Here is a 15,487-nt window from a genome sequence, read left to right as displayed (position 1 = left end):
AAGAAGCTTTTACGCATCATCAACAAAGTTATTTCACAAAATATAAGCAAATTAATGGGTAAAAACTAGTGTATTTTGATAATACTCAAAAAACGAACACTTTTAACATCATCTTATAAGTTTTGTAGGTACAGCATGGTTTTTCAGCGCTGCTTCGTTGCATCTGGCTTGATAGCTTTCTTCGCATTTGGCTGTAGTGGTGGGGCAAACCCATCGACAGAAAATACTACACAAGTTGTGCAAGAAAGTAATGTAACCCAGCTTTTCATAGAAGCGAAGGCTACGCAAAAAGCAGAAGATTTTTTTCATCAAGGCAATCATTTATTAGATGGACAACGTTATGAAGATGCCATAAAAGCATACGACAAAGCGATCGCTATCAAAGCTGAGAGTCCTGAAGCTTGGATTAACCGTGGTATAGCCTTAACATCGTTGCAACGTTACGAAGATGCGATCGCATCTTACGACAAAGCGATCGCCATCAAACCCGACAAATATGAAGCTTGGTATAATCGTGGCATAGCCTTAACATCGTTGCAACGCTACAAAGACGCTATTGCATCTTACGACAAAGCGATCGCCATCAAACCCGACAAATATGAAGCCTTAATTAACCGAGGCATTGCTCTGACAAAGCTGCACCGCTACAAAGATGCTATTGCATCTTATGATAGAGCGATCGCCATCAAGCAAGATTTGCACCAAGCATATTACAACAAAGCTTGCTCTTATGCTTTACAAAGCAATCTCGAATTAGCAATTGAGAATTTAAATAAAGCAATCGAGCTTGTTCCTGATAAATACAAGAAGTTAGCAAAAACTGACCCCGACTTTAGCAAAGTGCGGAGTGAAAAGCAGTTTCAAAACTTACTTCAATAGTATTTTGTAACCACTACTCAGTGTAGAATATAAGCCTGCTATAACAAGGATTTTTTCTTGAGCGGTTTACGATTAGACATGAAAAAATTGTTAATCACCGGAGCAAGTGGTTTTTTAGGATGGCATCTTTGCCAACTTGCCAAACCAGAATGGGAGATTTATGGTACTTATTTATCCCATCCTTTAGAGATTCCTGGCATGAAAATGTTAAAAGCTAACTTAACAAATTTTCAGGAATTGAAACGGATATTTAATGATGTCAAGCCAACAGCAGTAATTCATACTGCTGCACATTCGCAACCAAATTTTTGTCAAACCCACCCCAAAGAATCGCACGCAATTAACGTCATCGCATCCTGCAATATTGCCGGACTTTGTGCGGATAATTCTATTCCTTGTGCTTTTACCTCAACCGACTTAGTTTTTGATGGTTTAAATGCTCCCTATGGAGAAACTGATGCCGTGTGTCCTGTTAATCTTTACGGTGAGCAAAAAGCGATCGCAGAAGCAGATATGCTAGAAAGATATCCCATAACAGCAGTGTGTCGAATGCCGTTGATGTTTGGTGCAGAGACACCCACAGCCAAAAGCTTTATTCAGCCATTCATTGAAACCTTACAAGCCGAAAAAGAACTCAGTTTATTTATAGATGAATTTCGTACCCCAGTAAGTGGAACAACTGCCGCTAAAGGACTTTTATTAGCATTGGAAAAAGTTAACGGCATAATTCACTTAGGTGGCAAAGAGCGAATTTCTCGCTATGATTTTGGACAGCTATTAGTGGAAGTATTTCAACTTCCCGCCACTGGACTAAAAGCCTGCCAACAACAAGATGTGAAAATGGCAGCACCCAGACCAGCAGACGTTTCTTTGGATAGTTCCAAAGCTTTTGCATTGGGGTATCAGCCTTTATCTGTAAAGGAAGAATTAGAAGAGTTAGGAATTAAATACTCCTAACTCTTGTACAGACGCGATTAATCGCGTCTCTTAATAAGCATCCATTGGCAGACAAGAACAAACAAAATTTCTGTCGCCAAAAGCTGAATCAATGCGGCCAACAGCAGGCCAGAATTTATATTCACGAGTCCAAGGTGCAGGATAAGCAGCTTGTTCACGAGAATAGGGATGATGCCATTCTCCGGTGATGAGACTTTCGGCGGTGTGGGGTGCGTTCTTCAAAACATTATCTTGAGCATCCACCTTACCTGATTCTATTTCAGCGATTTCTTGGCGAATAGAAATCAACGCATCACAGAAACGATCCAACTCTTGTTTAGATTCACTTTCTGTAGGTTCCACCATGATTGTACCCCCTACAGGCCAGGAGACAGTCGGTGCATGGAAACCATAATCCATGAGACGCTTGGCTACATCATCGATTTCGATCGCAGCCGATTTTTTGAGCGATCGCAAATCTAAAATACATTCATGGGCAACTAGACCATTTTTCCCCTGATACAAAACTGGATAGTACGATTCCAGTCTCTTGGCGATGTAGTTAGCGTTGAGAATCGCCACTTTTGTTGCTTGGGTTAAACCAGCTGTACCCATCATGGCGATGTACATCCAAGAAATCACCAAGATGCTAGCACTACCCCAAGGCGCGGCAGCAACCGCACCAATTTGTGAGTGTTGAGTTGAGGTGTCGATAGTGACAACAGGGTGTCCGGGCAAAAATGGCACGAGATGAGAGGCTACCCCAATCGGCCCCATACCAGGCCCACCGCCACCATGAGGAATACAGAAGGTTTTGTGCAAGTTTAAATGGCAGACATCCGCGCCAATATCTCCAGGACGGCAAATTCCCACTTGGGCGTTCATATTTGCCCCATCCATGTAAACTTGTCCACCGTGACTATGGACAACAGCGCAGATTTCCTGAATTGGCTCCTCAAAGACACCGTGAGTTGAGGGATATGTCACCATCAAGGCGGCGAGTTCATTGCTGTGTTTTTCAGCCTTAGCCTTCAGGTCATCAACGTCAATATTACCTTGTGAGTCACAAGCAACTGCCACCACCTTCATCCCGCACATCACCGCACTTGCTGGGTTTGTCCCGTGTGCCGAGGTGGGAATCAAACAAACATTGCGGTGTCCTTCTCCACGATTTTCGTGATATTGACGAATCACTAAAAGTCCGGCGTATTCGCCTTGAGAGCCAGCATTTGGTTGCAGAGAAATTCCGGCAAACCCGGTAATTTCAGCTAACCATGCCTCAAGTTGCTCAAACAGGATTTGATAACCCTGCGTTTGCGACGCAGGGGCAAATGGGTGAATCTTGCCAAATTCTTCCCAAGTTACCGGAATCATCTCTGCTGTCGCATTCAACTTCATTGTGCAAGAACCCAAAGGAATCATCGATGTTGTTAGCGACAAATCCTTGCTTTCCAGCTTGTGCAGATAGCGCAACAATTCAGTTTCTGAGTGATAGCGGTTAAATACAGGATGGGTGAGATAAGTGCTAGTGCGGGGGAGGGGGAGATGGGAGGATGAGGAAGAAGTTAATTCTTCTAAAGTGAAGGGTAAATCATCTGTACCAGCGAAAATCTGCCAGAGGTCGATTAAGTCTTCTGGTGTAGTTGTTTCATGCAGTGAGATACCAACAGCAGTTGTATCAAAAACCCGCAGGTTAATTTGAAGTTGTTCGCTAGCTGCCAGAATATCTTCTAAATTGCGTCTTCCCAGTTCTACTCGCAACGTATCAAAGAAATCTTTGGAACTGATGCTGTAACCCAAACGCTTCAGTCCTTGTGCCAGCAACACCGTCAAAGAGTGGATATTCTCCGCAATTTGCTTGAGTCCAACAGGGCCATGATAGACCGCGTACATACTCGCCATTACCGCCAGCAGCACCTGTGCAGTACAGATATTACTAGTAGCTTTTTCGCGGCGGATGTGCTGTTCGCGGGTTTGCAAAGCCAGACGTAATGCAGGCTTACCTTGGGCATCTTTTGATACTCCCACAATTCGCCCTGGAACCAGTCGCTTATACTCTTCCTTCGTAGCAAAGTATGCCGCGTGAGGCCCCCCAAACCCCAAGGGAATACCGAAGCGCTGGGTGCTACCAACAGCAATATCAGCGCCAAATTCCCCAGGAGGGGTAAGCAAAGTTAAACTTAAAGGATCTGCTGCTACCGTTACCAATGCACCCTTAGCATGGGCTTTTTCTATAAAAGCGCGGTAGTCGTAAATGGTGCCATCACTTGCAGGATATTGCAGAACAGCCCCAAAAATTGGTTGATCAAAATCAAATGTTTGATGATCGCCGACAATGATCTTAATCCCCAATGGTTTAGCCCGTGTTTGTAACACGTCAATAGTTTGGGGATGGCAGTCATGAGAGACAAAATAGGCATTTGTCTGATTTTTACAAACACCGTAGCTTAAACTCATTGCTTCAGCTGCGGCTGTGGCTTCATCAAGTAACGAAGCATTGGCGATTTCCAAACCTGTGAGGTCGATAATCAAGGTTTGGAAATTTAGCAGCGCTTCCAAGCGCCCTTGGGCAATCTCTGGCTGATAAGGAGTGTAAGCAGTATACCAACCGGGGTTTTCTAGGATGTTGCGCCCAATCACCGGTGGGGTAATAGTGTCGTAATATCCCATACCGATGTATGAGCGGAAAACCTGATTTTTAGCAGCAACTTTTTTTAAGGATGTTAGTGCTGCATACTCACTTTCTGCTTCTGGTAACTTTAGCGGTTGCTTCAGTCGGATTGCCTGTGGAACTGTTTTATCGATTAAGGCATCCAGGCTGGGAAACCCCAAAACCTTAAGCATTTGCTGGATGTCATCGGAGTTAGGGCCAATGTGTCTTGGCGCAAAACTACTTAACTTTTGACTTTTTTCGTCCAGCACTTGCTGCTCATTAGACTTGAGAATAGGGGCGTGTGATACCACAAATTACTCTCCAGATGGTACTATTTAATATTTTGCAACAAATACTCATGAGAAGTAGATGTAACTTTTCAGTTCATCTAAATTTCATGACTTATCTTTGAGTGGAGTGGGACATGGGAGAGATAAGGAAGAAAATTTTACTTTGTCCCCCTCATTCTCCACTCCCACTCCCTATTCCCCTTCCACCTGTGCACGATACTCATCTGCTGTCAAGGCATCCTCAACTTCAGCAGGGTCATTGACGCGCACTTTCAAAAACCACCCTTCCCCGTAGGGGTCTTCTGACACTTCTTCGGGAGAATTAATTAAAGCTTCATTGCGTTCTATAACTGTGCCTGTTACTGGTGAATTCAGTTCTTCAACGGCTTTCACTGATTCAATTGTGCCAAAGTTTTCTCCCCTGGTAAGAGCGTCACCAATTTCTGGTAGTTCCAAAAAGACGATATCACCCAATTCATGTACGGCAAACTCAGTAATGCCAATGGTGGCAATTTCGCCGTCTAGCCGCACGTATTCATGAGAATCCAGGTATCTGAAATCTTGAGGATATTCAAAAGACATATCACTTCCTCTCCCTTATCAAAATTATTGCCCCAACAGTCATCCAAGCCATATCTGGTAATGAACCTTACTGTAGATTGAGTAACTCACAACACATTATTCCTCAAAAACCTCGGCGCTTATCAGTTGGCGGCACGATTTTTTGACCGATAAAAGGGACGTTTAACTACAACTGCTGGATAAGCTTTGCCGCGAATTTCAACTTCTAGCTGCTGAGTGACGGTTGCTAGCTGGGTGGGAACGTAGGCTAAGGCAATGGGATAACCAAGTGTGGGCGATAGAGTGCCACTGGTAACTTCTCCCACAATTTTACCTGCGGATAACACTTGATAGCCGTGACGGGCAATGTTGCGTCCTTGGGTTTGTAAACCTACCAATCGGCGCTCTACTCCAGCGGCTTTTTGCTGTGCTAAAACTTCCCGACCAATAAAATCCCCTTTGGTATCTAAGTGAACTAGCCACCCCAATCCTGCTTCTAAGGGTGTGGTGGTATCATCGATATCTTGTCCGTAAAGTGCCATCGCCGCTTCTAGCCGCAGGGTATCTCTCGCACCGAGTCCACAGGAGATAACACCAGCCTTATGGAGACTTCGCCACAATTCTACTCCCACATCGGGATCTACCATCACCTCAAAGCCATCTTCTCCGGTGTAACCTGTGCGGGTCAGGAAGGCAGGTTTGCCTAGTAGCGTTGCTTCTAAATGTCCGAAGGCTTTGATTGGTTGTAAGTCTTCTTGCACTAGTGGCTGGAGATATTTAATCGCTTTTGGCCCTTGCACGGCAATTAAGACTTTATCTGGTGAAAGGTCTTGGAATTGCACTTTATCTAAGTCAAGATGTTGCAATAGCCATGCTTTATCTTTACTGGATGTTGCCGCATTGACTATGATGAATGCCCTCTGTGTCCCAGTGGCGTCTTCACCTTGATAATAAACAATGATGTCGTCAATAATTCCGGCTTGGGGATTTAACAATACGGTGTATTGTGCTTGACCAACTTGCAAACGACTCAAGTCTGAAGGCACTAGAGGCTGGAGTTGGGAAATGAGATTTTTACCTTGGAGGGTAAATTTGCCCATGTGGGAAATATCGAACATTCCGGCTGTATTTCTTACAGCCTCGTGTTCGCGGCTAATGCCACTAAATTGCACAGGCATTTCCCAGCCGCCAAAGCTGGTAAGGCGGGCTTTGAGTTCTACACCCAGTTGATATAAAGGGGTTCGCGCCAGAGATTGGGCGTTTTCTTCTTGATTAGCCACAGATAATTATTATGCGATCGCACCTCAACATCTATCATCCTAAGAGATGCTTTCTGGTTTTACAGTCTTGTGTATTAAATTTGGGCATTGGGCAATTCAATTTTGGATTTTGGATTTTAAATTTTGGATTAAATTTCAATCTAAAATCCCAAATCTAAAATCTAAAATTCTTGCTCCCCCACTCCCTTGTCCCTTTGTCCTCTTCTGTAAGCTTTAATAGTTAATGGTGAAAGTGTTGAGATTTATTAAGAAGACATTATGAAATATTGGCAACTGTTAGCTAGCTTTGTCTTAGCTATGGTTCTTTTTTTGTTTCCCCTATCGGCGCAAGCTGCAAGTTCTTCGAGTATTACCCGTTCTGTGGGTAATAATGAATTTAAGGGCAAGGATTACTCTGGTCAAAGTTTAATTGGCACTGAGTTTACCAATCTCAAATTAGAGAATGCTAATTTTAGCAATGCTGACTTACGTGGTGGCGTGTTTAACGGTAGCGTATTGGAGGGAGTAAATCTGCATGGGGCTGATTTTAGTGAAGGCATAGCCTATCTCACAAGGTTTAAGGATGCTGATTTAAGTGATGCTGTGTTGACCGATGCAATGATGCTGCGTTCTACTTTTGATGATGTAAATGTCACAGGTACTGATTTTACGAATGCAATTTTAGATGGGACGCAAGTGAAAAAGCTTTGTGTTAAGGCAAGTGGTGTAAATTCTAAAACTGGTGTGGATACTCGCAAGTCTTTAGGATGTAAGTAGACTCTCACCCCTTCTTCGTTGGTGGAGAGGGGGATATTTTTTTAACTAATTACGAATTACGAATTACACGCAGCGATCGCTAGTGATATGCTTCTCTTAAAAAGCTTGCATAGTTTGCCCGAACGGTCATAGTAGTTGGATGACTTACACCTAAAGTCTGTTCACAAACTGTCAAAGCTTGCTCAAATAAGGATTTGGCTTTCGTGTAGCGTCGTGTATGACGGTAGAGTGCTGCTAGATTGTTCAGGCTAATAGCGACATCGGGATGGTTGTCTCCCAGCAGGCGTTTACTCAGTTTTAAAGCTTGCTGATACAAGGTTTCGGCTTCGTTGTAGCGTCCTGTAGATTCGTAGAGTTGTGCTAAATTATTCAGGCTAGTGGCAACATCGGTATGTTCTTCTCCCAGCAAACGTTTTCTTAGTTCTAAAGCTTGCTTAAGCAAGGGTTCGGCTTCGCTGTAGCGTTTTGTATAACAGTACAATGCTGCTAAATTGTTCAAGCTAGTGGCGACATGGGGATGTTCTTCTCCCACTAGGCGTTTCCACAGTTTTAAAGCTTGCTGATACAACCGTTCGGCTTTGCTATAGCGTCCTGTAGATTCGTAGACTAATGCTAAATAGCTCAGGCTAGTGGCGACATCGGTATGTTCTTGTCCCAACAGGCGTTTTCTCAGTTTTAAAGCTTCCTCAAGCAAGGGTTCGGCTTCGCTGTAGCGTCCTGTAGATTCGTAGAGTAATGCTAAATTATTTAGACTAGCAGCGACATCGAGATGGTTGCCTCCCAGCAGGCCTTTTCTCAGTTTTAAAGCTTGCTGATACAAAGGTTCAGCTTCGCTGTAGCGTCCTGTAGATTTGTAGAGCAATGCTAAATTATTTAGGCTAGTGGCAACATCGAGATGGTTGCCTCCCAGCAAACGTTTTCTTAGTTCTAAAGCTTGCTGATATAAGGGTTCAGCTTCGCTGTAGCGTCCTGTAGATTCGTAGAGGAATGCTAAATTGTTCAGACTAGCAGCGAAATAGGAATGTTCTAAGCCAAGAGTATTTTGAGTCAGTTGTACACACTTTTGTAACCAAGGTTCTGCCTGCCGATAAAGTTTTTGACCTTGATAAAACCAGGCTAATTTAGTAAACAGAGTGATTAGATTTTCAGCGCCCAGATATTGGGATAGGTGGGTTGCAACTTCTGTAATGTGCGGGATATGTGGAGTGAGGTTGAGAATATCTTCAGGGTTAGGCTGTTGAGGAATTAGCTTTGCTACCTCTAACATCATCGCTGCAAATTTAGTTTTTGCTTCATCCGCCTCACTTGACTTATCCAACTTCATTCGCAAAAGTTGCCGAATCAGTGGATTTAGACGATAAATTTCTTTACTTTCCTGTTGTAGCAAATGCAATTGGAGTAAATCGGCTATGGCTTTCTCATTGAGTTCTTGTTTTTTGTCATCTTCTATCGTCTTAACAGATAAGGGAATATCAGCTAAGGCACACAAACTTAGCAAACAGCCAAAGCTTTGTGCATTCTCATCCAACTGTTCCCAACTCAATTCAAAAGCTTCAGCTAAACCGGATTCATAATGCATCAATGAATTAGCATTGACTACTGGTTCATGTTCTACTCGTTTTTTCTCTAGCTGCTTCAGCAGTGCTTCCAGAGACAAATCTGGCATCTTATCCAGATATTGCCCGACTAACTCTAACGCTAAAGGCAAATATCCCAAAAATTTACAAATTCTTCTCGCAATCCAAGCTTCTTGTTGCAGTCGTTCCCGAACCACCAGCGATTTTAATAATTTCATCGCTGCCAATGGTTTAAGCACATCCAATTCGCTATTATATTTTGCGCTCAGGTAAGCTTGTAACTTTTCTAGTTTGTCTTGACTGTTAAAAATCGCTAACTCAGGATAATTCTGGGCAAACTTGTCATATACCTCACCAATCCACTTTCTGAAAGCAGCAATATCAACGTTTAATTCGCTGACAAGTTTAGCTTCATTTTTACCTAAGTTTTCTGTTTTAAAATACTGTATAAAAGCTGCTGTTTGCTCTAGAGATAAGCCATTAGTAGCAGCTTCTTTGGCTAGAAAATTAGCCCATTGCATAAACGGCTTGTGAAATTTAAGTAGGTGGGCGTCAAAATTTATAGTTGTAATAAAGCAGCTGGCAACAGGTAAAAGGCAAGAGTAAAGAGGGTTTTAGTATAATGTATCTTTCTATACATGTTTATTTTATTGTGCCAACCTACTTATTTTTTATTCTACTTTGTCTCCATTTGGAAATCACCTGTCTTTGGGGTAGAAATACCATTTGTATAGAAAGATTTAAAAGCAGTGACTTGCAGGCATCGCCAGTTGAGCTTCTGAGGGTGGATGTTGAGCCTCTGAACCTCAACATTTTGAGTTTGGAACTTGAAAGAGTTATGCGATGTCTACGACGGGCTACGCCTACGCTCTATTTTTCACTGTACCTTAGATATAAGGGGGTAATTGCACGTTGTCAATTAGCATGAAAATCGAACCGCAGAGGCGCAGAGGATACGGAGAAAGAGATTAAGAGGGTGCGATCGCCATTTGAAGTTACAATTAATGTGCGATCGCTGCTAAAATTTAAACTACAACTGTTGTGTAGCATCAATTTGGTGTGATTTGTTTGAAAGGTGCGATCGTTAGCGATATGCTTCTCTTAAAAATCTTGCATAATTTCCCCGAACCCTTATTGTATCGGGATGACCTACACCTAAAGTCTGCTCACAAATTGTCAAAGCTTGCTGATACAGGGGTTCGGCTTCGCTCTAGCGTCCGGTAGAACTGTAGAGTGCTGCGAGATTGTTCAAGATAATAGCGACATTGGGATGCTTGTCTCCTAGTAAGCGTTTTTTCAGTTTCAAAGCTTGCTGATACAGGGGTTTGGCTTCGCTGTAGCGTCCCGTAGAAGCGTAGAGTTCTCCGAGATTGTTCAGGCTAGTGGCGACATCGGGATGCTTGTTTCCCAGTAAGCGTTTTCTCAGTTCCAAAGCTTGCTGATATAGGGGTTCGGCTTCGTTGTAGCGTTTTGTATAAACGTAGAGTCCTGCAATATTGTCCTGGGTATTGGCGACATGGGGATGGTTGTCTCCCAGTAAGCGTTTTCTCAGTTCCAAAGCTTGCTGATAAAAGGATTCAGCTTCGCTGTAGCGTCCTGTAGACTCGTAGAGTAATGCGAGATTGTTCAGGCTAGTAGCGACATCGGGATTGTTGTCTCCCGGTAAGCGTTTGTACAGTTCTAAAGCTTGCTGATACAAGGGTTCAGCTTCGCTGTAGCGTCCTGTAGACTCGTAGAGTAATGCGAGATTGTTCAGGCTAATGGCAACATCGGGATGGTCGTCTCCCAGTAAACGTTTAGTCAGTTCCAAAGCTTGCTGATACAGGGGTTCAGATTCGCCGTAGCGTCCTGTAGAACGGTAGAGTTCTGCGAGATTGTTCAGGCTAGCGGCGACAGCGAGATGTTCTAAACCAAGACGATTTTTAGCTATATCTTTACATAGTTTGTACCAAGGTTCTGCTTGCTGATAAAGTCCTTGACCGTAATAAAACCAGCCTAAACCTCTGAAAAGCCCAATTAAATCCTCGTCGCTGAGATATTGGGATAGGTGGGTTGCAACTTCTGCAAGGTGGGAGATAAAAGGAGTGAGGTTGAAAATATCTTCACGGTTAGGCTGTGGAGGAATTTGCTTTGCGACCTCTAGCATAAGCGCTGCAAAGATTGTTTTTAGCTTATCTGCCTCACTTGACTCATCCAACTTCATTTGGAAAAATTGCCGAATCAGTGGATGTAGACGATAAATTCCTTTACTTTGCCATTGTATTAAATGCAGTTTCGGCAACTGGGCTATAGCTTTCTCCCAGAGTTCTTGTTCATCGTCATCTTTTATCCACTCAACAGAAAAAGGAATATCAGCCAAGGCATACAAACTCAGCCAACAGCCTAAGCCTTGTGCTTTCTCATCCAATTGTTCCCAACTCAATGCAAAAGCTTCAGTTACACCATATTGATAACGCATCAATGGGTTAGCCTTGGCTATTGCTTCATGTTCCAGTTGCTTTTTCTTTAGCCGCTTCAGCAGTGTTTCCAGAGACAAATCTGGCATTGTATCCAGATATCGCCCCACTAACTCTAACGCCAAAGGCAAATATCCCAAGAATTTACAAATTTTTCTCGCAGCCCAAGGTTCGCTTTTAAGCCGCTCTCTATCAACCAGCGATTTTAATAATTTCATCGCCGCCAATGGTTTGAGAACACCCAAACGTAATTGCGGCAAAGTTCTATCAAATTTCTCTCGCGTTGTCAGCAATACTTTAAACCGGGGTGATTCTGGGGGTAAATAAGGCTGAACTTGTGTTTTGTAGTCAGTGACATTATCAAACACCAGTAGCACTTCACCTTTTTGCCAATTTTCCCAGCAGTATCTCAGCCTATCTGCGAATTCCCAGTCGTCCGGTGGAATGAGTTTAAATTTCAATTGGGCAAATCTGAAAATCTGAATTATGACATTAATACCCTGTGCAGATAACCAGCAAACCCCACCTTGATAATTCTGCAAATGCTGTTTGGCGTATTGGGTAGCGAGTTCAGTTTTGCCAACTCCACCCATACCCGCCACAGCTACAATCGCAACTTGCCGAGATGTTTGTAATTGCTGGTGCAGGTTTTGTAGTTCCGCCTCACGTCCCACAAATTTTTCAAATGGAACAGCAGGGGGAATATTTTGATGAATTTCTTTAGTTGTGGGGTGGGCATCTTGCCCGCCATTATATTTGACTGTCAAGCAAGCCCGTAACTTTTCTAGCTTACCCCGGCTTTCAGAATTGGCTAACTCAGGATAACTCTGGACGAACTTGTCATAAACCTCAGTCATCCGCTTTTTGAAAGCAGCCGCACCGATGTTCAACTCGCTGGCAAGTTTTGCCTCACTCTTCCCTGAGTTTTCAGTCTTCAACCGCTCTACAAAAGCTGCGGTTTGCTCTGGGGATAAGCTATGAGTAGCAGCTTCATTGGCTAAAAAATCAGCCGATAGCATAGACAGCTTGTGAGATTTCTTCTCGATTCTACTTAATTTCTACCTTCTTTCTACTTTGTCTCCATGTCTAGGGAATCTCCTCTTCTTCTGGCAGAAATACGATTTGTATATAAACATTTAGAAGAGGTTCAGCCATGAAAACTGCCTTAACAACTCCAGTCAACTCCAATCAAATCACCCAAACTTCGCAATTAATCCCCGCCTCGCCAACATCGGTAGAGAATCCATCTACTTGGATGCGAGATGGATACAGCCCCACTGAAATTATTCTGGCGGCGGCAATTTTAACTTCATTGTCGATTGGGGGAATTGCCTCTGTGATTGTGGCGATTACGGGTTTAGTTAAAACTTTAGTGCCTGTAATGGTAAGCTCGACAAGGGAAAAAAAGAAGTAGAAATATTGTAGGTTGGGTTAAGCAAAGCGCAACCCAACAAAGCCCCGGAAATGTTGGGTTTCGTTCCTCAACCCAACCTACGCAGCTAACCCAATACGCTTGAGTTAGTGATATTTGGTCTTCGGAGATCCCCCCAACCCCCCTTAAAAAAGGGGAGCTAACATCTCTTTTACCCCCTTTTTAAGGGGGTCGCCGGAGGCGGGGGGATCTTAACCCAAGTGTATTGGTTTCTAACCGCCGATTTAATATCACCATATCGGAAAGCAAGAGTTTTGCGTAGGCGTAGCCCGTCGTAGACATCAACGTTGACCCTCTGAACCTCAACCTTGACCTTCTGAACATCAACGTTGACCCTCTGAACATCGACGTTGACCTTCTGAACCTCGACGTTGACCCTCTGAACCTCGACGTTGACCCTCTGAACATCGAAGTTGCACCTTTTAGCCTCGAAGTTGCACCTTTGAACTTCAACGTTGAGCCTTTTAACCTCGAAGTTGCACTTTTGAACCTCAAATTTTAAGTTTGGTACTCAAAACAGCCAGATAAATACTAGACCTCTTGCAAAAGTCCTCTAACACCCCACCCCCAACCCCTCCCCGCCTGCGGGGAGGGGAGACTTTGATGTAAGTCAAAGGCGGGGTGGGGTTCTTTTTTTGATTTATGCAAGAAGTCTACTGTATTCCTCCTGCCTTCTTAAACTAAGGTGACTGATTTAACACCCACTTCAACCACTGCCCAGAGGAACTTACAACATTTAACCTTTGAACTCCAGGCGCACGGGTGGCGGCGAGTCCATCAACGGCGACTAATGCAGCATATTGCAAGCCCAAAAAACTATCAACTGCTGCATAAGGCCCACCTAAAGTAATAGCCCCAGCAGCATACATTTGACCTCTATCACTACGCATTTCTACTAAGTCAAAATTGTTCGCTACAGCCAATCGTCCCAGGTGATTCACTGGGAGGTTGTAATGTTTCACCAAATCTGCTAAGAGAGGATTAGCATCTACCTTGGCATCCAGTCCAGTAGCATCAATAATAAAGTCAGCTAGCAATTTCATTTCCCCAAAGCTTTGTTCTCGGATACGAGTAATAGTCCGGTTTTGGACATCTCGTTCCACATCCAGCACCTCACCAAAGGTAATTTGATACCAGCCTTCGCTGATCCCTTGGGCAATAATTTGCTGCCAGTCGTGGCGGTCGGCGGTGGTAGTTCCGCCCCAGTCTGCTAGTAAACGCTTGCGTTCATCGGGACTAGCTTTTTCTAATATTGCCCGGAGTTCGCCGCCCCAACAAGCTTTCGGCCAGTTAAAGGGTTGAAATTCGTAATGATTTTTAACTAAGCGCTGGGCATTTTGAAATTTGTTGCCTTGGGGTTTAGGCGATCGCATTAAATGCAAAACTGAAATATTCTGATTTCGCTTTCTGGCTTCATAAATGCGTTGAACAATCCGCGAAGCCACAATTCCTCGCCCCCGAATCAACACCGTACCACCTTGTTGCTCTAGTTGCTGATAAACATGATCGTGGGCTTCATAAGCATTGACGACCGATTTAAAGTCTTGATATTTTTCTCTATAAGCTTGCAAATCTGGGAGAAACTGAATTGCTGGATAACCAGTAGCTAAATGTAAATAACGAGTAACTAAAAAAGCATAATTTCCTGGGCCGCGAGAATAGGCTACGCAATACCTGCCATCATCAGTTTTGCGAATTACCCTAACTCGCCCATAGCGATAAATTTGATTCCAGCCAATGCGCTTCGCCTCCCGGTCTATGGAATCAAAGACATTACCCGCACGCGGAGTATAAGTTTCCGCAAATGTGGGTTCAGCAAATACTTGCCACAAATACTTGAATGCTGATTTCATCTGTCCCTTGGTAAAATCGTGCCAAGCCTCACGCAAGGCATAACTAGGCCAGCCCCAAATATTATCAGGACAAGAGTCAGAATTCGATCGCAGTCTTTCATGTAAGGGAATTTGCGAATTCAGACACAGGCGCTTGTAACGAGCATAAGGCTCCCCTTCTAATCCCAAAGCCACAATTTTGTCAGCCCGTACACCACTAATTCGCAGCAAATCAGCCCAAAAAAAGCTACCCAGTCCCGCCCCGATCGCTAGATAATCAGATTCATCTACTGGCAATCCCGTAGCATGAAGTGCTTGCACAGTGACATTTTGTGCCTGAAACGCTAATGGCGGAAAATTACTTGCCAAGGGCGTTAGGGGCTGGACTACAGGCAATGTGGGGTCTGGGAGATTGGTATTTGCGTTGAAGTGAATCGTTGAAGGGGGGGTGGTATCTGGTGCAGAGGCGCTAGCAGCAAATGTCACTGTGATCACATAAGGGCCAATTTGCAACGCATCGCCATTAACCAGAACACTGCGCGTTTGTGGTTGACCATTGACATACACACCGTTAACGCTACCTTGGTCAATCACCACCAGATGGTCTTGTTCCCAGTCAATTAGGGCATGGTAGCGAGAAACTTCATTACTGTTAAGCAGCATCCTAGAAACGCGCCCTCCCCTGAGTTCAGCAGGTAAGCGAGCGAATTCTCGACCAAAAGCGATCGGCATACTCAACAGTGGTTCTCGTCGTTCTCCCGTCGCTGGATCTTCCCAACTCAATTGGATTTGTAAATCATTAGTCATTGGTTATGGGGCATTGGGCATTGGGCAT

General features: G+C 43.9%; 10 protein-coding genes and 1 pseudogene. 4 read left to right on the top strand and 7 right to left on the bottom strand.

The features are described from left to right. The first annotated feature begins 135 nt into the window (after nt 1–135). Nucleotides 136–879, top strand: coding sequence for a tetratricopeptide repeat protein (locus tag V7K30_RS27600; RefSeq protein WP_335004803.1), 744 nt, complete (start codon nt 136–138; stop codon nt 877–879). Nucleotides 880–957: 78 nt separating this feature from the next. After that, nucleotides 958–1,836: an SDR family oxidoreductase gene (locus V7K30_RS27595; RefSeq protein WP_335004801.1), complete on the top strand. Its 879-nt coding sequence runs from the start codon at nt 958–960 to the stop codon at nt 1,834–1,836. A 30-nt stretch (nt 1,837–1,866) separates the two neighbouring features. On the opposite strand, the gene gcvP is transcribed toward V7K30_RS27595, so the two are convergent. The 3 genes from gcvP to gcvT form a co-directional block, all read right to left on the bottom strand. Then, a complete protein-coding gene (gene gcvP / locus V7K30_RS27590; protein WP_335004799.1) occupies nt 1,867–4,779 on the bottom strand; it encodes an aminomethyl-transferring glycine dehydrogenase in 2,913 nt (970 codons plus the stop codon). A gap of 171 nt (nt 4,780–4,950) precedes the next feature. Next, entirely contained in the window at nt 4,951–5,340 is a 390-nt protein-coding gene (gcvH, locus tag V7K30_RS27585) for a glycine cleavage system protein GcvH (protein ID WP_335004797.1), read from the bottom strand. A gap of 122 nt (nt 5,341–5,462) precedes the next feature. Next, nucleotides 5,463–6,599: a glycine cleavage system aminomethyltransferase GcvT gene (gene gcvT, locus V7K30_RS27580; RefSeq protein WP_335004795.1), complete on the bottom strand. Its 1,137-nt coding sequence runs from the start codon at nt 6,597–6,599 to the stop codon at nt 5,463–5,465. Nucleotides 6,600–6,857: 258 nt separating this feature from the next. Here gcvT and V7K30_RS27575 point away from each other — a divergent pair, with 258 nt between their 5' ends. After that, nucleotides 6,858–7,355 (top strand): pentapeptide repeat-containing protein, encoded by a 498-nt coding sequence (locus V7K30_RS27575; RefSeq protein ID WP_335004793.1) that lies wholly within the window; start codon nt 6,858–6,860, stop codon nt 7,353–7,355. Between the two features lie 79 nt (nt 7,356–7,434). Here the strand turns inward: V7K30_RS27575 and V7K30_RS27570 are convergent, their stop codons facing one another. From V7K30_RS27570 to V7K30_RS27560, 3 genes and pseudogenes are all read right to left on the bottom strand, one after another. Next, entirely contained in the window at nt 7,435–9,453 is a 2,019-nt protein-coding gene (locus V7K30_RS27570; protein ID WP_335004791.1) for a tetratricopeptide repeat protein, read from the bottom strand. A gap of 394 nt (nt 9,454–9,847) precedes the next feature. Then, nucleotides 9,848–9,982 carry a hypothetical protein gene (locus tag V7K30_RS27565; RefSeq protein WP_335004789.1) on the bottom strand — a complete coding sequence of 45 codons (135 nt, stop codon included), beginning with the start codon at nt 9,980–9,982 and terminating at the stop codon, nt 9,848–9,850. Nucleotides 9,983–10,016: 34 nt separating this feature from the next. After that, a pseudogene (locus tag V7K30_RS27560) lies at nt 10,017–12,407 on the bottom strand (tetratricopeptide repeat protein). A 134-nt stretch (nt 12,408–12,541) separates the two neighbouring features. Between V7K30_RS27560 and V7K30_RS27555 the strand changes: the two are divergent. Continuing rightward, nucleotides 12,542–12,802: a hypothetical protein gene (locus V7K30_RS27555; RefSeq protein ID WP_335004787.1), complete on the top strand. Its 261-nt coding sequence runs from the start codon at nt 12,542–12,544 to the stop codon at nt 12,800–12,802. A gap of 698 nt (nt 12,803–13,500) precedes the next feature. On the opposite strand, the gene V7K30_RS27550 is transcribed toward V7K30_RS27555, so the two are convergent. Continuing rightward, a complete protein-coding gene (locus V7K30_RS27550) occupies nt 13,501–15,459 on the bottom strand; it encodes an FHA domain-containing protein (protein ID WP_335004785.1) in 1,959 nt (652 codons plus the stop codon). Between the last annotated feature and the right edge of the window lie 28 nt (nt 15,460–15,487).

The sequence above is a fragment of the Nostoc sp. genome (assembly GCF_036917655.1).
Lineage (GTDB): Bacteria > Cyanobacteriota > Cyanobacteriia > Cyanobacteriales > Nostocaceae > Nostoc.
Note: the sequence above shows the minus strand (reverse complement) of the source record. Positions and strands in the feature narration are given on the sequence as shown.